The 17,436-nt window shown below is 56.5% G+C and carries 21 protein-coding genes; 1 reads left to right on the forward strand and 20 read right to left on the reverse strand.

Annotation, left to right across the window (positions count from 1 at the left end; genetic code table 11):
- From HMPREF0908_RS10990 to rplU, 8 genes are all read right to left on the reverse strand, one after another.
- Nucleotides 1-150, reverse strand: a complete 150-nt coding sequence (locus HMPREF0908_RS10990; protein WP_006691317.1) for a hypothetical protein — start codon at nucleotides 148-150, stop codon at nucleotides 1-3.
- Nucleotides 138-1,433: a glutamate-5-semialdehyde dehydrogenase gene (locus HMPREF0908_RS09690; RefSeq protein ID WP_006691318.1), complete on the reverse strand. Its 1,296-nt coding sequence runs from the start codon at nucleotides 1,431-1,433 to the stop codon at nucleotides 138-140. Before HMPREF0908_RS09690 ends, HMPREF0908_RS10990 begins: the two co-directional genes overlap by 13 nt.
- A gap of 12 nt (nucleotides 1,434-1,445) precedes the next feature.
- Nucleotides 1,446-2,570: a glutamate 5-kinase gene (gene proB / locus HMPREF0908_RS09695; RefSeq protein WP_006691319.1), complete on the reverse strand. Its 1,125-nt coding sequence runs from the start codon at nucleotides 2,568-2,570 to the stop codon at nucleotides 1,446-1,448.
- The gene (locus tag HMPREF0908_RS09700) at nucleotides 2,567-2,866 is read right to left on the reverse strand and encodes a YhbY family RNA-binding protein (RefSeq protein WP_040572717.1); all 300 of its coding nucleotides are present in this window, start codon (nucleotides 2,864-2,866) and stop codon (nucleotides 2,567-2,569) included. The genes proB and HMPREF0908_RS09700 overlap by 4 nt, the downstream gene beginning before the upstream one ends.
- 13 nt (nucleotides 2,867-2,879) lie before the next feature.
- The gene (obgE, locus tag HMPREF0908_RS09705; protein WP_040572718.1) at nucleotides 2,880-4,163 is read right to left on the reverse strand and encodes a GTPase ObgE; all 1,284 of its coding nucleotides are present in this window, start codon (nucleotides 4,161-4,163) and stop codon (nucleotides 2,880-2,882) included.
- Between the two features lie 123 nt (nucleotides 4,164-4,286).
- Nucleotides 4,287-4,589 carry a 50S ribosomal protein L27 gene (gene rpmA, locus HMPREF0908_RS09710; protein WP_006691322.1) on the reverse strand — a complete coding sequence of 101 codons (303 nt, stop codon included), beginning with the start codon at nucleotides 4,587-4,589 and terminating at the stop codon, nucleotides 4,287-4,289.
- Nucleotides 4,586-4,906, reverse strand: coding sequence for a ribosomal-processing cysteine protease Prp (locus HMPREF0908_RS09715; protein WP_006691323.1), 321 nt, complete (start codon nucleotides 4,904-4,906; stop codon nucleotides 4,586-4,588). Before HMPREF0908_RS09715 ends, rpmA begins: the two co-directional genes overlap by 4 nt.
- A gap of 3 nt (nucleotides 4,907-4,909) precedes the next feature.
- Nucleotides 4,910-5,221 (reverse strand): 50S ribosomal protein L21, encoded by a 312-nt coding sequence (rplU, locus tag HMPREF0908_RS09720; protein WP_006691324.1) that lies wholly within the window; start codon nucleotides 5,219-5,221, stop codon nucleotides 4,910-4,912.
- Between the two features lie 306 nt (nucleotides 5,222-5,527).
- Between rplU and HMPREF0908_RS09725 the strand changes: the two genes are divergently transcribed.
- Nucleotides 5,528-5,872, forward strand: a complete 345-nt coding sequence (locus tag HMPREF0908_RS09725; protein ID WP_040572719.1) for a hypothetical protein — start codon at nucleotides 5,528-5,530, stop codon at nucleotides 5,870-5,872.
- Nucleotides 5,873-5,996: 124 nt separating this feature from the next.
- On the opposite strand, the gene HMPREF0908_RS10775 is transcribed toward HMPREF0908_RS09725, so the two are convergent.
- From HMPREF0908_RS10775 to HMPREF0908_RS09785, 12 genes are all read right to left on the reverse strand, one after another.
- On the reverse strand, nucleotides 5,997-7,277 hold the full coding sequence (locus tag HMPREF0908_RS10775) for an ADP-ribosylglycohydrolase family protein (RefSeq protein WP_006691325.1): 1,281 nt from the start codon (nucleotides 7,275-7,277) through the stop codon (nucleotides 5,997-5,999).
- Nucleotides 7,277-8,317, reverse strand: a complete 1,041-nt coding sequence (locus tag HMPREF0908_RS09735; protein WP_169304142.1) for a DUF1643 domain-containing protein — start codon at nucleotides 8,315-8,317, stop codon at nucleotides 7,277-7,279. The genes HMPREF0908_RS10775 and HMPREF0908_RS09735 overlap by 1 nt, the downstream gene beginning before the upstream one ends.
- A gap of 13 nt (nucleotides 8,318-8,330) precedes the next feature.
- The gene (locus tag HMPREF0908_RS09740; protein ID WP_006691327.1) at nucleotides 8,331-9,329 is read right to left on the reverse strand and encodes a helix-turn-helix transcriptional regulator; all 999 of its coding nucleotides are present in this window, start codon (nucleotides 9,327-9,329) and stop codon (nucleotides 8,331-8,333) included.
- Between the two features lie 368 nt (nucleotides 9,330-9,697).
- Nucleotides 9,698-10,069 carry a fluoride efflux transporter CrcB gene (gene crcB / locus HMPREF0908_RS09745; RefSeq protein ID WP_006691328.1) on the reverse strand — a complete coding sequence of 124 codons (372 nt, stop codon included), beginning with the start codon at nucleotides 10,067-10,069 and terminating at the stop codon, nucleotides 9,698-9,700.
- The gene (locus HMPREF0908_RS09750) at nucleotides 10,066-10,689 is read right to left on the reverse strand and encodes a histidine phosphatase family protein (RefSeq protein WP_006691329.1); all 624 of its coding nucleotides are present in this window, start codon (nucleotides 10,687-10,689) and stop codon (nucleotides 10,066-10,068) included. Before HMPREF0908_RS09750 ends, crcB begins: the two co-directional genes overlap by 4 nt.
- A 24-nt stretch (nucleotides 10,690-10,713) precedes the next feature.
- The gene (locus HMPREF0908_RS09755; protein WP_006691330.1) at nucleotides 10,714-11,592 is read right to left on the reverse strand and encodes a GHMP family kinase ATP-binding protein; all 879 of its coding nucleotides are present in this window, start codon (nucleotides 11,590-11,592) and stop codon (nucleotides 10,714-10,716) included.
- Complete coding sequence (gene cobS, locus HMPREF0908_RS09760) at nucleotides 11,580-12,350, reverse strand: adenosylcobinamide-GDP ribazoletransferase (protein ID WP_006691331.1); 771 nt, start codon at nucleotides 12,348-12,350, stop codon at nucleotides 11,580-11,582. Before cobS ends, HMPREF0908_RS09755 begins: the two co-directional genes overlap by 13 nt.
- A gap of 11 nt (nucleotides 12,351-12,361) precedes the next feature.
- Nucleotides 12,362-13,318, reverse strand: a complete 957-nt coding sequence (gene cbiB, locus HMPREF0908_RS09765; RefSeq protein ID WP_040572720.1) for an adenosylcobinamide-phosphate synthase CbiB — start codon at nucleotides 13,316-13,318, stop codon at nucleotides 12,362-12,364.
- The gene (locus HMPREF0908_RS09770; protein WP_006691333.1) at nucleotides 13,318-14,856 is read right to left on the reverse strand and encodes a cobyric acid synthase; all 1,539 of its coding nucleotides are present in this window, start codon (nucleotides 14,854-14,856) and stop codon (nucleotides 13,318-13,320) included. The genes cbiB and HMPREF0908_RS09770 overlap by 1 nt, the downstream gene beginning before the upstream one ends.
- On the reverse strand, nucleotides 14,857-15,429 hold the full coding sequence (gene cobU / locus HMPREF0908_RS09775) for a bifunctional adenosylcobinamide kinase/adenosylcobinamide-phosphate guanylyltransferase (protein WP_006691334.1): 573 nt from the start codon (nucleotides 15,427-15,429) through the stop codon (nucleotides 14,857-14,859).
- Nucleotides 15,408-16,781, reverse strand: a complete 1,374-nt coding sequence (locus HMPREF0908_RS09780; protein WP_006691335.1) for a cobyrinic acid a,c-diamide synthase CobB — start codon at nucleotides 16,779-16,781, stop codon at nucleotides 15,408-15,410. Before HMPREF0908_RS09780 ends, cobU begins: the two co-directional genes overlap by 22 nt.
- A 10-nt stretch (nucleotides 16,782-16,791) precedes the next feature.
- Nucleotides 16,792-17,427: a precorrin-8X methylmutase gene (locus tag HMPREF0908_RS09785; RefSeq protein WP_006691336.1), complete on the reverse strand. Its 636-nt coding sequence runs from the start codon at nucleotides 17,425-17,427 to the stop codon at nucleotides 16,792-16,794.
- Nucleotides 17,428-17,436 lie beyond the last annotated feature (9 nt).

Consider the following 17,436-nt stretch of genomic DNA (forward strand, 5'->3'; position numbering starts at 1 on the left):
TCACCTCACGATGCAGAGCAGCAGCAGAAGAACGGTGCAGAGAAGCAGGAAGATCACGCCCGCATACAGATAGTCACGCAGATCATGCTGCCCCTTCGGCGATGCTGCATACTGCTGCAGTGTGCGCCAGTATCCGATCAGGCGCCGCATCCGCCGCACGTCTCCGATGGTGCAGGCGTATTTTCCCGCACCTGCCCCTCTCCATAGACAAGATACTTCGTACTCGTCAGAGCTTCCAGCCCCATCGGACCTCGCGCATGAAGTTTCTGCGTGCTGATGCCGATCTCCGCGCCAAAGCCAAATTCGAACCCGTCCGTAAACCGCGTCGAGGCATTGACATAAACCGTTGAGGCATCGGCCCTCTGTTGGAAGGTATGTGCCGTACGGATGTCATTCGTCACAATCGCCTCGGAATGCCCCGTCCCATAGCGATTGATGTGCCGCAGTGCGGCATCCATGTCCGCAACGACACGGACGGAGAGGATGAGATCACCGTACTCCGTCGCCCAGTCCTCCTGCGCTGCCGCAGCCACGTCGCTGAGAATCGCACACGTCTCTGCGCAGCCGCGCAGCTCCACCCCATCGGCACGCAGCTGCTCTGCCATCTGCGGCAAAAATGCAGCGGCAACATCACGGTGTACGAGCAAGGTCTCCGCCGCGTTGCAGACCGAGGGGCGCGAGACCTTGGCATTCCTCACGATACGGCACGCCATCGTGAGGTCCGCGCCGCGGTCAACATAGATATGACAGATGCCGGATCCCGTCTCGATCACAGGGACGCTGCTGCTCTCCACGATGTGGCGAATCAGCCCTGCCCCGCCGCGCGGAATAAGGACATCCAGCAGCCCTGTGAGATGCGTCATCACATCCACGGCACTGCGCTCCTTCATCGCGAGCATCTGAACGGCTCCCACAGGAATGCCGGCAGCATAGGCAGCGCGTGAAAGGACATCGGCAATAACAGCGTTGGAGCGCAGTGCATCCGAGCCGCCGCGCAGGAGCACGGCATTTCCTGACTTCAGACAGAGCCCGATCGCATCCGCCGTCACATTCGGGCGCGCCTCGTAGATCATGCCGACAACCCCGAGCGGTACGCGGACACGGTGAATCTCCAGACCATTCGGACGGCGCACAGCGTAGTCCTCCCGCCCAAGCGGGTCAGGAAGCGCTGCGGTCAGCCGCAGCCCCTCCGCCATCGCATGAATGCGCTCCGACGTGAGCCGCAGGCGGTCGATGTAGGAAGCACGCACACCCGCCGCCTCGGCGTCTGCCACATCGGCGGCGTTCTCATGCAGGATCTCCGCCGCATGTTCCGTCAGTGCCGCCGCCATCGCATGCAGCGCCGCATCACGCACATCGCTGCGGAGCACCGCAAGGGCATAGGATGCCTCCTTTGCCGCTTCTGCCTGTGCCCGCACTGCCTGCTCCATCATCGCCGTCGCTCCTTACTGCATCAGCACCAAATTATCCCGGTGTATGATCTCCTCATGTGAGGCATCCGAGACAAGGCCTTGAAAGTCCTGTGTCTGATGCCCCATCAGCCGCGCTGTATCCGCCGCACCGTAGGCAGTGATCCCCCTGGCAATCTCCTGCCCCAGGGGGCTGAGCACACGTACCATCTCGCCCGCGGCAAAGTCGCCGTCCACTGCCGTCACACCGACAGCGAGAACACTCGCGCCGCGCCGCATCGCTGCCGCGCACCCGGCGTCGACAGAAAGCTCTCCCGCGAGCTTCTTGCCAAAGGCGAGCCAGCTCTTGCGCGTCCTGAGATGCGCCTCACGCGCAGGGAAGATCGTCCCGATCTCCTCCCCACGCAGAATGTTGCGGATGATGCCGTCCTCATCACCGCGCGCAATCACCATCGTCGCACCGGCATTGCGCGCAATTTTCGCCGCCTCGATCTTCGTCTGCATCCCGCCCGTGCCCTGCGCTGATCCGGCACCGCCCGCAAGATGCTCAATCTCGGGCGTAATCTCTGCGATCTCGGAGATCAGCTGCGCCGACGCATCCGTCCGCGGGTTTGCCGTATAGACTCCGTCGATATCCGAAAGGATAATGAGCGCATCGGCATCGACAAGTGCCGCGACAACCGCCGAAAGGCTGTCGTTGTCTCCGATTTTGATCTCATCCACCGCCACGGCATCATTCTCATTGATGACGGGAATGACCTGCATATCGAGCAGGGCGAGAAGGGCACGGCGCGAGTTGATGTACTGATGATGACGCGCCGCATTCTCCTTGGTCAGGAGCACCTGTGCCATCGTTCGTCCATACTCATGAAAGAGCTTTTCATAAATGTGGAGAAGGTATCCCTGCCCGATCGCTGCAAGGGCCTGCCGCGCAGGCACCGCTGCAGGACGTTCCTTCATGCCGAGCGCATTCATCCCCGCCGCAATCGCACCGGAGGAAACGAGGAGAATCTCCTTGCCCTGATTGGCCTCGTCGATCAGCTCACGCACAAGATGCTCGATGCGGCGCAGATTCATTCCGCCCGAGGGATGCGTCAGCGTACTTGTTCCAACCTTTACGACAATGCGCTTCGCCTCGGAGAGACGCGCCCGCGCATTCACAGCTCAATCCTCGGCTTGTCAAAATTTCGTTTGAACAGGAGCCCGTTCCTGCCGATCACCTGAACGAGGTTGGCGTCGGCGCGCTCGGCAAGCATGGTAATCGCGTCTGCCGGTTCCTCCGGCGCATTCTGCAGAACACGCACCTTGATCAGCTCGCGCTTTTTTATCACCTCACGTGCGGATGCCACTACAGCAGGACTGACTCCCTCCTTGCCGATCATGACGACCGCTTCCTCCGTCATGCCGAGGGAGCGCAGCTTTCGTATCTGCTTACTGGAAAGTGATTTTCGCAGCAACGTCTTTCCTCCGTTAATCCTGATAATCGAACGCCATATCACCGATGTGGACGGTCATGCCTTCCTTGATGCCGCGTGCACGGAGCTTCTCATCCAGCCCCTTGAGCCGCCATATATACTGGAATCGGCGCACGGCTTCATCATTGTTGAAATTGGTCATGGCGACCAGCTTCTCGATGGCCTTGCCCGAGACGACGAAATCGCCCGCATCGTTGCGTGAGACCGTCACCTTCTCGTCATCGTCCGCATTCTGATCGTAGACGACGACATCGTCCTCCTCCGCCTCCGGCTCAGGGACATAGGCGTCCAGCCACGCACCGACCCGATCAATCAGCTCCTGCACGCCTTCACGCGTCGCCGCAGAGATAGCGAAGAACGCAAGCCCCTCCTGTGCGGCGAGCTCCTTCAGACGCGGCAGATGCTCCGCCGCAGAGGGAAGATCGATCTTATTGGCGACGAGGAACTGTGTGCGCCGTGCAATCTTCTCGCTGTAGCGTGCCAACTCTGCATTGATCTTGTAGTAGTCCTCTACAGGGTCACGGCCTTCGATCCCGGAAGCATCCACAATGTGCAGGATCAGCCGTGTGCGCTCCACATGGCGCAGAAAGTCATGCCCCAGCCCCACACCGTCGGCGGCGCCCTCGATCAGCCCGGGGATATCCGCCATGACGAAGCTCTTCTCATAGTCCGTCTGGACAACGCCGAGGACAGGCGTAATCGTCGTAAAATGGTAGTCTGCGATCTCGGGACGTGCAGCCGAGCAGGAAGCGACAAGGCTCGACTTCCCGACACTCGGATAGCCGACCAGCCCGACATCGGCAAGCAGCTTCAGCTCAAGGCGAAGCTTTCGTCCCTCGCCCGGCTCACCGAACTCAGCAAAGGACGGCGCACGGTTGGCAGAGTTGGCAAACTTGGCATTGCCGCGCCCGCCGCGTCCGCCGCGTGCAATCACCGCCTCCATCCCAATCTCTGCGAGGTCGGCAAGCACCTCTCCTGTCGCCTCATCCGTCACAATCGTGCCGGGCGGGACATCGACATAGAGGGGGGCCGCATTTTTACCGAACTGGTTCTTGTACTCACCGTTCTCGCCGTTCTTCGCGACGAACTTGCGGCGATAGCGAAAGGAGAGCAGCGTATTCAGATTGCGGTCGGCACGAAAGATCACATCGCCGCCGCGTCCGCCGTCACCGCCCGAAGGACCGCCCTTGGGCATAAACTTTTCATGGCGAAACGCGGACTTGCCGTGACCGCCGTCCCCCGCTTTCACCGTGATTTGGGCACGATCGATAAACTGCATACGTCCCTCCTCCCTCTTTACACAATAAGCTGTTTTCGCAAGTGCACTCTCACCTGCGAAAACAGCTTCTAAAAGAGCCTGTACTAGAGAGTACAGGCATCTCTGCATATCAAACTTCCGTGCTTAGACCGCTGCGCCCGCAAGCGGATATACGCTGATCTGACGCTGATGGCGTCCCTTGCGTTCAAAGGCGACCTTGCCGTCAATCTTTGCAAAGATCGTGTCATCCTTGCCGATGCCGACATTGTGCCCCGGATGGAAATGCGTACCGCGCTGACGTACGATGATGCTGCCTGCCGTCACATGCGTGCCCGCCTGCTCCTTCACGCCAAGGCGCTTCGAATGGCTGTCACGTCCATTGCGCGTCGAGCTGACACCCTTTTTATGTGCAAAAAGCTGCAAATCAAACGAGAACAAATTATTCACCCCTTTACTGCCTGAATCTGAATGCCTTTCGGGCTGATCTTTTCAATCTCTGCGAGTCCCATCCACATGGTTCGCAGAATCGCTTCACTGCGTTCATCCGGCGGTTCAGAAAGCCGCACACGGAGGTTGCCGCTCGCAATGTCATAGGTGACGGCGCGATGCAGATGCTCCATTATTCCGAGAAGCGCGGACTGCGTGAGCGCAGATACACCGGCACAGACAATATCCTGTCCGCGTGCCGCCGTTCCGCTGTGCCCTGAAACAGCATAACCGTCGATCATCCCATCTTCATTCACGAAGATCTTGACCGAAATCACGGATTAGCCCTCGATCTTCTCGATAACGACTTTCGTGAACGGCTGACGATGCCCCTGACGCTTGCGATAGTTCGACTTCGCCTTGTACTTGAAGACCAGGATCTTCTTGCCCTTGCCGTGTGCCGCGACCTTGCCCGTCACCTTCGCACCGTCCACCATCGGACGGCCGATCTTGACATCTGCACCGTTGACAACGGTCAGAACCTGATCGAAAACGACAGCCTCGCCCTCGCCCGCCTCGAGCTTCTCCACAAAAATGGTATCGCCCTCAGCGACCTTGTACTGCTTGCCGCCCGTCTTTACGATTGCATACATGAAAACACCTCCCTATCACGTTACTCGCCGGCTGCGGTTCGGCAGCGCCGATTGTGTGACCTCGCCGTGCGGTTGGGGATGGGCTTTCGCCCAAACAGGCTATACGCCTACATTAGGGGATAATAGCATATCAAAAGGGCAGTTGTCAAGACGGAGAGATAGAACACTCCCTCGATTCTGCTGTCATTCTCCGCTGACTCATGTTATTATTAGTGTGGATTACAGAAGACAGAGCGTCCTTCATGGCATAAAGAAGGCTCTCTCCATAAGTAAGACAAACTCATCCGTTGAAAGGAGACAGATAGAATGAAGCCGATATGTCAGAACTTCCAAATTTCAGAAATAGATTTGCATGATTCATTACTGCAAGATATAGCGGTTTTATATCAAGAAAAAAGGATTGTCATATCATTGATATTGCCCCAATTTCCTCCCATAAGAAACGCAGAACAGGCAGCAGCTCTAATTATGGAGAACACATCACATTTTGACATATCATTCGAAGAACCATGGGGACGTGGAACATATATTTTCTCAGAAGAAATACGGCAATCTCCAAATGGACAACTGCATTTGACCATAACGTTGAACTCTGGTGACACAATAAGAATTATCGGAACGAAGATATCTTTAGAGAAATCCCCTCAATGAGGCTGATGCTCAAAAAGGAACTGTTCTGTGAACGATATAATAAACCATATCCCCAGAAGCACTCCGTACCGGGTCTTATCAGCATCTCCCTGCTTCCTTCCCGTGTGTAAAGGCGAAAGCATACCTATTGGCTCATCAAACTGATCTTTTCTCTGATGGGGGGCTCCGCATCAGTATACCTGTCATTGGAAAGAATCACCTGCGCCATTTGTGGTGTAATGAAAAAGGCCTCTTGATTCAGCACGACTGCAGCATCCTCGTTTTGTGCCTTGGCAATACAAGAAAGAACCTCATGGAGTTTTACATCCGTTACATCCGCTCGGTCATAATCTTCTTCCCAAGCCGGTACCCAGTTCATTTCATCCGGCCACAAATGCCATTCAAGATACTGATCGTTAGAGGTGAAAGCAAGCAGCCATGGCACGTCTGTATAATTCTCCTTTGTACGAATCGAGTCCATCAAAGCCACTGCGCCGCTGGGCATACGAAGATACCCCCCATTACGAAGGTGTGCCGTGAGTGCAGCGATTACTTCCTGTGGGTTATCCTCCTCATCATGTTCATAGCGGCTGAGAGGGGCTTCTATCATGCGTCCGTTATCCATGACCTCTCTCTTAACGAGACTTTCGAAGCGAAGGATTACGCACCGGAACTCCGCAGGAATTCGTCGTAAACACTCTACCTCACACTCCGTTGAAAGCCCGTAATACGCCTCGGCGATACTCCCGGCAATGCAGGCGATGGTATCCGTATCGCCGCCAATGGACACGGCGTTCCGCACGGTATCCTCAAAACTCAGCCCTTCTAAGAATGCGCTGATGGCCTCCGGCACTGAGCCTTGACAAGACACGTCCATGTGATAAGCAGGGCGTATCTCATCAAGTGTGCGAGAAAGGTCATAGCCAAATTCGCTCTCAATGTATGCCTTGATCTCGACTTTTGTTTTGCCACGCCGAGCCAAGCAAATGGCACTTGCCACAGCTTCCGCCCCCTTTATTCCCTCCGGATGATTATGGGTGACTTCCGCTGTCCAACGGGAAACTTCCCGTGCTTGTGGAAGATCATATAGCCACCCCACAGAACTTACTCGCATGGCAGAGCCATTGCCGAAGCTGCCGTAGGGCTTTGGATTTTTTGCCTTGATCCACCGGCAAAACATACTGCCGTAACCAGCATAAGGATACATTCTGCCCCATTTCTGCATGGCGTAAGTGACGGCATCGTGAACGATCTCACGATTGGCATCACTGCCAACATCGAGCAATGCCTCAGCCACAGCAATGGTCATCACCGTATCATCCGTGAAGTGAGATTTTTTTGAGAACAGTGGGATTTTCTTTGTCTTATCGCCTTTGTCAAATTCGTAAGGAGACCCAATCATGTCTCCCAAAATTGCGCCATACATCAGAACCTATTCCTCCCATATCCATGACGCAGCAAATACGTCTCAACATCGAAACGACTAAACTCCTGCATTGGTGATGCGTGTTTTGGATCGCGTTGCAGTGGATGGCGCGGATGACCGTCCTTTGTCAGCGTGCCATAATAAAGCCATGGTCTCGTGTCTCGAAACATCTCATAAATCTCAAACAGCGCATGGAACAAGAATGATTTGCTCTGCTCCGCAATATGTCCTCCCCACGCGCACCAAATGGCCTCAGGTCGAAAGTCAAACCACACTTTATGCAGGACATCGAGATTGTTGTCATGCCATTGGGCATATTCTACAAGATTCTCAGGATATGGTGTTGCCTGTGGATGAAGATTCACCATGAGCCACCCATCATACGTTGGATGTTCCTGTAGGATACGGCGAACCCTGTTGATTGTTCGGTCGTATTTTTCATACGTAGCCGTACTGGGATTGATGCCAAATATGAGGATATTACGCTTCCCTGGCTCTCCCAAAACATAACGCTCGTTTTCATTACCGACATAAATACATGGCTTTCCGGTTTGTTTCGCGACATATTCCCAATGCTCGAATACGTGCTTGTTGATTTCCAGTGGCTGAATATCCTTTACGGGAGACAACGCACAGATGATATACCATGCCTCATCCTGCATGAGCTCAATGTTGCGCTCCTTCTTCATCAGTGGTGCATGATCGAAAATATCCTTGTGCTCATATACACGCAAGCAGGCATCTGGCGTAAACACCTTCCACGGCTCACCATCTAAAAGCCTGCGATCCTTCCATGCATCAATAATGGGAAAAACCTTCTGCAGTTTTTTTGTGATTTTCTTATCACAGGCATCAACGAGATAGATGTTGCGGTTGATGTGATAAAATTTATAATCATAACCCCAGCCGTAATTAGCTTCGTTATAGCAACATGCCCAAACATACCGCATCCCCGCAAAGAGCTTCGCTGTCATTTTCCCTGCCGTAAGCCGGATTGGCTCAGGTTCCGGCGGACAGTTCCGAGTGTCATAGCGCATCATGATTCTATCCTTTCTATATTTCATACTTTCCAGCCATCTGCTGCACAATTCTTCGCACCGAATCCCGTAAACTTTGGGGCTCTTTGATCTCAATATGCTGTCCATATTGGAGCGCCCAATACATCATAGCACGCTCGTTGCATGTCAGCGTGACCATCATCGTGTCATGCCCCATCTCATGTATCCGAAAATCCGTACCAAACCAGTCAACCAACTCGTCCATCAGGTTCATCTCGGCTGCAAACTTCACGGTGACGCTCTCGCCGCTGTACATATAGATATGTTCCGCCATGTGACGAGGAAGATTGAAGCCCCGTGCAAAGTCTTTGATCTTACTCTTTGGCTTTCTGGACTCGGAAAGTACTGTGACAGAGGTGATGTGGTCAATGCGGTAGTGGCTCACATCGTCATATTTATCATAGTTACCGATAAGATAATAACGTCCATTGTTGGCAACCATCTGATAGGGATTGACGACGTATGGCTCTTTTCTCCGCGGGTGAAGCTTGAAATCCATACCATAACAGTTGTAAATGAAGCTGACCTTCCTGTTTGCTTCAATCGCATCATTGAGTACATCCAACGCCAGCATGGTCTGTTTGTTGTCGGAGTGAAAAATGTCCGGCAAATTCGACACATGGGTTACTTTCGCATGGAAGTAGCGATTGCCGAAACGCTTCAGTTTGTCGATCAGTCGCTTGGCCTGAGTACAAGAAATATTCTTGGAGAAAAGAACACTGTCTATCAGCATACGAAGCTCTGCGTCATCAAACTCTCGCTCTACAAGATAACATCCCCGTTGCGTGCAGATGTCGTAGCCCATATCTTGTAAGGAGCGGATATTGTTGCGGACAGAACGGCGATCACATATCATGCCGTAGTTACGGTTAAGAAGGTCAATAATCTCCTGTTGAGTCAATGGGTGATCAGCATCGGTGTGGTCCTTTAATATCTCCAGTATCAGCATGTTCAGCATTTTTTTATTGCCATTGGCATACAAGTCCAAACACATCGCCTCCTACCGTTTTACTAAGGAATCGCTGATAAAATGAAGTCCGTCAGATTGGCGTAGATTTTTTGTCCGATTGAGGAGGCAAACCGGACGCATAGCCAAAGCTATGTGGAGGATTTGCCGACAAAAAGCGGGCAAAAAAGATGCGTTAAGATGTCGGTGCTGAATTTATCAGTGCTTCCCTAACACTCCATCAGTTCTTTTCGATGATTATAGCATACCTTGCGGGAAAAAAATTACCCACAGGCGGCTAGATAAACAAGAATGAACATAAACGTTCATTCTTCAACAATAAAAACTCGAGAGAATCCTTACGCAAATAAACGTTTGGATTCCTTCGAGTCGATTGGTCTGATGGACATAACTTCCTATTCCCACCCGCTCACCAGATGCTTTGCTAGCAGGAGGGCAAGGATGCCGAGCACGATGCTCAGCGCGATATAGGCAAGGGCGACGGCGAGCTTTCCGTTCTCGATGAGAGAAAGCGTTTCCAACGAAAAGGTGGAGAATGTCGTAAAGCCGCCGCATATCCCTGTCTGGAGAAAGAGGACAAGGCGTGGGTCAAGGCCGCTCTGACGTCCCGCCAGACCGACGACGGCGCCGATGGCGAAACATCCAAGGATGTTGACAGCAAACGTAGCAAGAGGAAAACCGCTCCCGAGTTTCGGCACGACCTGTCCCAGCAGAAAGCGCAGAATCGCTCCGACCGCACCGCCAAGCCCGACGGCAAGGACGCTCATTGTACCGTCCCCGCACGCAAATGCGCCACATCGTTCATGCGCGTCAATACAGCAAAGCCGTCATCCTCGAAGCGGATGCAGTTGACTGCCGTATTGAGCTGAGAAACGTGCCAGATCGAGCGGATCGGCATAGCGAGTATGTCAGCGATCAGAATGCGGATTGCCGCACCGTGCGAGACGATGATGACGCGCTCGCCTCGATGTTCTGCGGCGATCGTGCGCACGCGCCCTGCGATGCGCTTTTGGAACACGGAAAAGTCCTCACTGTCCGGGATATTCGCATGCTCCGGATCACGGTAAAAATGCTTTAGCGTCTCGGGATCCTCGGTGTTGATCTCACTGAAGAAGCGCCCTTCCCATGCCCCGAAGTGAAGTTCACGCAGGGCAGAATCGGGGACGACGGTCAGACCAAGCCGCGCTGCAAGCGGTGCCGCCGTCTCCATCGTCCGTATGAGATCACTCGCATAGAATGCATCTGCGTGGTCGACGTCGAGATGCTGGCCGAGCAGTGCTGCCTGTGCGTGTCCCTCCGGTGAGAGCGGCACATCTGACTGTCCCTGAAAGCGTCCCGTCTTATTCCACTCGGTCTCCCCATGACGTATGATGATAATTTCCGTCATTTCCCTTCCCCTTCCTATGATTTTCTATGCGCGAATCTCACAGACAACGCCGCCCGAGATCAGCCGTTCCTGACGCATAAAGGCATACGTGCCGTAAAATTCCTGTGCCAGCTGATGCGTACGCGCGTCGATCGCCGCCGTCGACAAATCGGATGCCCAGAGTGCACCGACCACCGTACCGCTGTGTGCCACCAGTACACCGAGCGCTCCTCTGCTCTGCGCCGCCGTGATGAAGCGTTCCAGCTCCGGCTTTTCTAGGTGCTGCTGGTTGCGCCGTGCGCTCTCGGTCGCCGTCTGTCCGAGGAGGCGCTCTTTTTCTGCCCCACTCACGGCAAATGCCCGATCGACTGTATGCAGCAGAGCGCGATAGGCGTCGTCCTGGTCGCCTGCATTGCCCTTGCTCTGATAGTAGGCGACGGTATCTACCTCACCGCCCGCATCGAAGATGGAGACGCCGAGCAGCGGAATATTATGGTACTGGCCGAACAGCTCTCCCGTCGTATGACTGACGTGCGAAAGCCCCGCAAAGGCGATGCCGTCACTCGGCTCGATGGCGATGGCGATGTCCATGATCTCGCGCGCCGTCAGTTCCCGTCCATATGCACGCGCTGCGGCATAGGACACCGCGGCGATATCCGCACTCGAGGACGCCATGCCCTTACCCTGTGGAATCTCCGTCTCAAGACGGATACCAAAGCGAAACGCCTCCTCACCGATGTGAGCGAGCGTCCGCCGCAGTGCTTCCTGTGCCTTGGTTCCCAGTCCATGTATCCCCGTAAACGCATCCGAGACCGTCGCCGTCGCATACATGCTGATCGGTGCGGTGACAAGAAACGGCGTTCCCGCAAGAGAGCCCTCGATCAGCTCCCCGCAGGACGCGGGCGCTTTTGCTATAATCTCCATAATAACCCCCAAATGTTCGGATGTGTTGATGCCAGGGAAAAGGTGGCGAGAACCAGAGTCTCCGTCAATACGGTGACCGCACCATAGACATCACCTGTCACTCCGCCGAGGATATTGGTGATCGTGCGGCAGAAAAGAAGGGCAAAGAGCACGCCCAACAGCAGCGAAAGTGCCGCCAATACGCCCCACGGCAGGACAAGCACCGCCGTCGTCACAGCAGCGATGAGAACGGTGCGTCGATCTGCCATATCGGCAAAGGTCTTTCCGACACCTTCCGCACGGGCGTATGGAAAGAGCGCGATCGCAAGTACCATGGCAAGCCTGCCGATGATTGGCATGACGAAGAGCGCGGGCACAAAGAGGAGCGGATGCATATCGGAGATCAGGGCAAACTGCACGAACATGAGCATGACGAAAGAAACGACGCCAAATGCGCCCGCGCGGCTGTCCTTCATGATCTCGAGCTGACGTGCGCGCTCCCGCCCCGAGAAGATGCCGTCCGCCGTATCCATAAAGCCGTCCGCATGGATGCCGCCCGTCAGGAGAATCGGCAGGATGAGGATCAGGACGCACGTCAGCGACCGCACGCCGAGGAAGTAGATGAGCACCCATGCCGCAAGCATGTAGCACAGGCCGAGCACGAGCCCGACCAGCGGGAAAAAACGCGTACTGCGCCCAAAGTCCTCCGCCGTCCACGTCGTCTGTCGGACGAAGCGGATCCGTGTGAGAAACTGAAGGCCGATCAAAAAAGAATGCATAGAACCGATCCTTAACGATAGAGCGAAAACAAATAGGCAAAGAGCAGAAATAGAACCGTCGCCGTATACATGAGCCGTACCGCGCCCAAGATGTGTTTGGGGGCAATGTCCATGTGGGCGTCGCCCATATAAGCACGGAAGTGCTTTTGTCCAAAGTAGTAGTTGATGCCGCCGAGACGGATGTGCAGTGCGCCCGCCACAGGAGCCTCCGCATATCCGCCGTTCGGACTGGGATGCCCCGCCGCGTCGCGCCGCAGGATAAAGAGCGCGTTGCGTGCATCATAGCGCAGGAGGAAGGCCGCCATCACAAAGAGGATGCTCGTGATGCGCGCGGGAACATAGTTCAGCACATCGTCCACACGCGCCGCCATGCGCCCGAAGTAGAGATAGCGGTCATTCTTGTAGCCGAGCATGGAGTCCATTGTATTCGCTGCCCGATAGAGCACGGCGAGCGGTGCGCCGCCGAGGAGAAAGAAGAAAAGCGGCGAGATGACTCCGTCCACTGTATTCTCCGCGACGGTCTCAATCGCCGCGCGCGCAGCGTCCTCCTCGTCGAGCTCCGCCGTATCCCGCCCGACGATATAGCCGACGCGCACCCGTGCACCCACAAGGTTATCCCCGTCGAGCAGGGCATAGATTTCATGCCCCGCCTTTGCCAGTGACCGTGGAGAGATACAGAAATAGAGCAGGATGATTTCGAGGACATCTGCCCCCCATGCCACAGGCAGATGCCGCGCGGCAAGGATCAGCCCCTCCGCCGCAGCGTAGGAAATCGAGAGGACAATCAGCACCAGCAGCGTCCCCATGGCGAACTTCCTGCCGTCTCCTCCATAGGATGGATAGAGGTGCCGATCCAGCCATCCGATAAATCGCCCGAGAAAGGCGACGGGATGCAGGCGGTTCTGCGGATCCCCCGCTATCGTATCGAGAAAAAACGCCGCCATGGCGGCGATGGGCGGGGCGATCATCATGACTCTCCTGCCGCAATGATCGCTGCCAGTTTATCCATATCGAGACTCCGCTGCACCGTCGCAGCCAGACGGTCATAGGCATGCTCCTTTTCCGCCCCGCAGCGGTACTGAATGGGAAGCTCCTCCATGCCGCGCCGCACGCGCAGGCGATTGAGCACTGCCCGACGGAAATGATCATCGTCAAAGATGCCGTGGATGTACGTGCCCGCGATCCGCCCGTCTGCCGAGACCGCACCGTCCAATACCGACGCTTCTGTATTGCCCGCACGGACGATACGGAACGGACGGCATACCTCCTCGGCAAATGTTGTGTCGCCCATGTGGATCTCATAGCCCCGCATCCCGTGCACAGAGATGTTCTCCCCCAAGAAGGGAAACGCCGCACAGTCCGCCGTGACCTGCCGCAGATGCTTGCGCGCGGCAAAGGTCGTCGTGAGCGGCAGATACCTCAGCCCCTCCACCGCATCATGCGCCGACTCGGTGTGGAGCGGGTCGGAGATCCTCTCCCCGAGCATCTGATAGCCGCCGCAGATCCCAAAGAGCGGCGTCCCCGCCGTGACGCACGCACGGATAGCATCCGCGAGGCCCACCTGTCGGATATGGAGGAGATCTTCCGTCGTATTCTTCGACCCCGGCAGGAGGATGAGATCCGGATGACCCAGTTCCTCTGGCGTGCGCACGTAATAGAGCGCGACATCCGGCTCGTGCGCCAGCGCGTCGAAGTCCGTAAAGTTCGATAGTTTCGGCGTACGAACGACCGCAATGCGCAGCTGCCCATCGAAGGCGGCCGTATCGCCATAGTGCTGCTCGTCGAGGGAGACGGAGTCCTCCTCATCGATGCCGAGCGCGTCGATGTGCGGGATGACCCCAAGGACGGGCTTTCCCGTCTTTTTTTCCAAAAAGTCAAGGGCAGGCGTCAGGAGGCTCACGTCACCGCGAAACTTGTTGATGACAAGGCCCTTGACGAGCGCACGCTCCTCCGCGTCGAGCAGTTCCAGCGTCCCCACAAGGGCGGCAAGCGCACCGCCGCGGTCGATGTCAGCGATCAGGAGGACGGGCGCGCGAAGATGCTTTGCCACGCGCATATTGACGATATCGTTTGCCTTGAGATTGATCTCGGCGGGGCTGCCCGCGCCCTCGATCACGAGCAGATCATACGCGGCACGCAGGCGATCCAGCGACACCTCAACGGCCTCCCATGCCTTGAGCGAATAGCCTGTGTGGTACTCCCGAGCACTCATATTGCCGACCGGTTCACCCATGATGACAACTTGTGACTGCGCGTTCCCCGTCGGTTTGAGGAGGACGGGGTTCATATCGACTTCGGGGGCGAGTCCCGCCGCCTCCGCCTGCGCGACCTGTGCCCTTCCCATCTCCCGCCCGTCGAGCGTGACATAGGAATTCAGCGCCATGTTCTGTGCCTTAAAGGGCACGACACGCTCGCCCTGCTGATAAAAAATACGGCAGAGTGCCGTCGTCAGAATGCTCTTGCCGACATGGGAACTCGTTCCCATCAGCATGATGCTCTTCGCCATTTACACCGCCTCCGCCAGCTTTTTGAGATCAACGGGAATGCCGCAGGTGACGAGATAGACCTTTGCCGCGCGGCGGGCGAGCTGCTGATTGGCAAGCCCCGCCATATCCCGATAGAGCCGCCCGAGGCGATTGGCGGGAACGATCCCGTCCCCCACCTCGTTTGTGACAAAAATCGTCGTCGCATCGGCTTCCTCAGCGGCACGAATAAGCGCATTGATACGCGCCTCGACATGGCGTGCAAAGGAGTCGCGCTCCTGTTCCTCCTCCGAATACTGGAGCATGTCGTTGCTGAGAAACATCGTCACGCAGTCAAAGAGGATTACGCCGTGCGTCGCCCCCGCCTCACGTATCGCATTCTCGGAGGAAAATGGTGCCTCGTAGGTCGTCCAGTCTGCCGGACGGCGCGACTGATGCAGATCGACGCGCAGCTGCATCTCCGCATCATAGATCTGCGCGGTCGCAATATAGGCGACAGCTGTGCCGCTCTCTGCGGCGCAGCGCGCCGCACAGCGTTCAGCAAACGAGGATTTGCCCGAGCGGACGCCGCCTGTTACGAGAATGATCTGCCCCATTGATGACACGCCTCCACAAAATGCTCCGCCGCACTGCGGCATCCTGCAAAGTGCAGGTGCAGATAACTGCCAAGCGTATTACTCCGACGATGTCCTGCTGGATACTGCGCGCCGCTGCGCAGTTTCGTAAAGCGGAAGGGGCGATCCGCCTCTTCCGCCTCCGTCTCCTCGACGGAAAAGTGAAACTCATGCCCGTGCAGGATAAGCCCTGCCGCACCGAGTATCGTATCCTCTGTCTGCTCCGCCTCCACGTAACCGACCATCTGCAGGCGTTCGGTCATGCGCGCCCGCGCCGCGAACACCCCTGCCATCTCATGCTCTGCTCCCGCAAAGTCCACCATAGAGCGCATGAGGTACATATAGCCGCCGCATTCGGCATAGATGGGCATCCCCGCCTCCGACGCTGCACGTATCGCAGAGCGCATCGCCGTATTCCGCGCCAAATCTGCGGCAAACATCTCAGGAAAACCGCCGCCGATGATGATGCCGTCCACATTTGGCAGTGCCGCATCGTGCAGCGGACTGAACTCCACCAGCTCCGCGCCGCATGCACGGAGTTCGTCGAGACTCGCCGCATAGTAGAAGGAAAACGCCTCATCGCGCGCAACGGCAATGCGGCACTGATGCTGCGGCGGGAGTTCCTCCCCCGCTGCAGACGAAAGGGGCGGCGCCGTATTCGCCAGAGCCATAATGCGGTCGATGTCGAGCCCTGTCTCAACACATGCCCCAAGACACTGAATCATCGCCTGCGCTTCATGCTCCTCCACGGGTGTCAGGCCAAGATGACGCTCAGGAAGGACAAAAGAAGCATCGCGGCGCAGCGACCCATAGACGGGCATATCGATCCCCGCCATAGCCGTGCGGACCATCGCCTCATGTGTCCCGCTGCCAAGGCGGTTGAGCAGTACGCCCGCGAGGTTTACGTTCGGATCGTAGCGGCGGAAGCCAAGTGCTGTCGCCGCTGCAGAAGCTCCGACGGATTTGACATCCATGACGAGGAGCACGGGCGCATCCAGAACCTTTGCGATGGCGGCGGTCGAACTGATGCCGCGCCGGCCGCCGTCGTACAGCCCCATCACACCCTCGATCACGGCGATATCTGCGCCGCGGCATTCGCGGACAAAGATCTCCGCGAGCCGTGCCTCGGGCACGAGCCATGTATCCAGATTATGCCCCGTACGCCCGCCTGCAATACGATGATAGCCGAGGTCGATGTAATCGGGTCCGACCTTAAAGGACTGTACGGAAAGGCCGCGCGCCCGCAGTGCCGCAAGCAGTCCTGCCGTCAGCGTTGTCTTCCCTGCCCCCGACTGCGTTGCCGCGATCACGATGCGCGGAATATTCCACTGCATGATGTGCTCCTCAGGGACGGGTATTGTCGATCATATACATCAGCGCATTGACTGCCGCTGCCGCAATCGGACTGCCGCCCTTCGACCCTTCGACCGTGATGTAGGGAACGATGTCGTTTGCGGCGAGCTCCGCCTTGGACTCTGCCGCACCGACAAAGCCGACGGGAATACCGACGATACAGGCGGGGCGGATCCCCTCCTCACGGACCAGGCGCAGAACCTCAAAGAGCGCCGTCGGTGCGTTGCCGATGGCGACGATACTGCCGTCCATATCCTTGCCAAACGTACGCATGGCGACCATTGAGCGCGTAATCCCCTCCGCCTTTGCGCGTGCGGCAACATCGGGATCCGCCACTAAGCAGTGCACCGTACCGCCGAACGAGGCAAGTTTCTTCTTGTTGATGCCCGTACGCACCATCTCGACATCCGTATAGATATCGACCCCGCGTTTCAGCGCGGCAATCGCCGCGTCGATCGCCTGCGGGTGTACGCGTGTAATGGGCGCATATCCCACATCTCCCGATGCGTGAATGAGGCGCGAGTAGAGCTTCGTCTCACGCTCGTCGAGATGCAGCTCTGCCAGATGCGGTGCAATCAGCTCCATACTGCGATTTTCAATGGTCATCGGCTCTTTGATAAAATCCATGAAGGTCTC

The sequence above is a fragment of the Centipeda flueggei ATCC 43531 genome (assembly GCF_000160695.1).
Taxonomy (GTDB): Bacteria; Bacillota; Negativicutes; order Selenomonadales; family Selenomonadaceae; genus Centipeda; species Centipeda flueggei.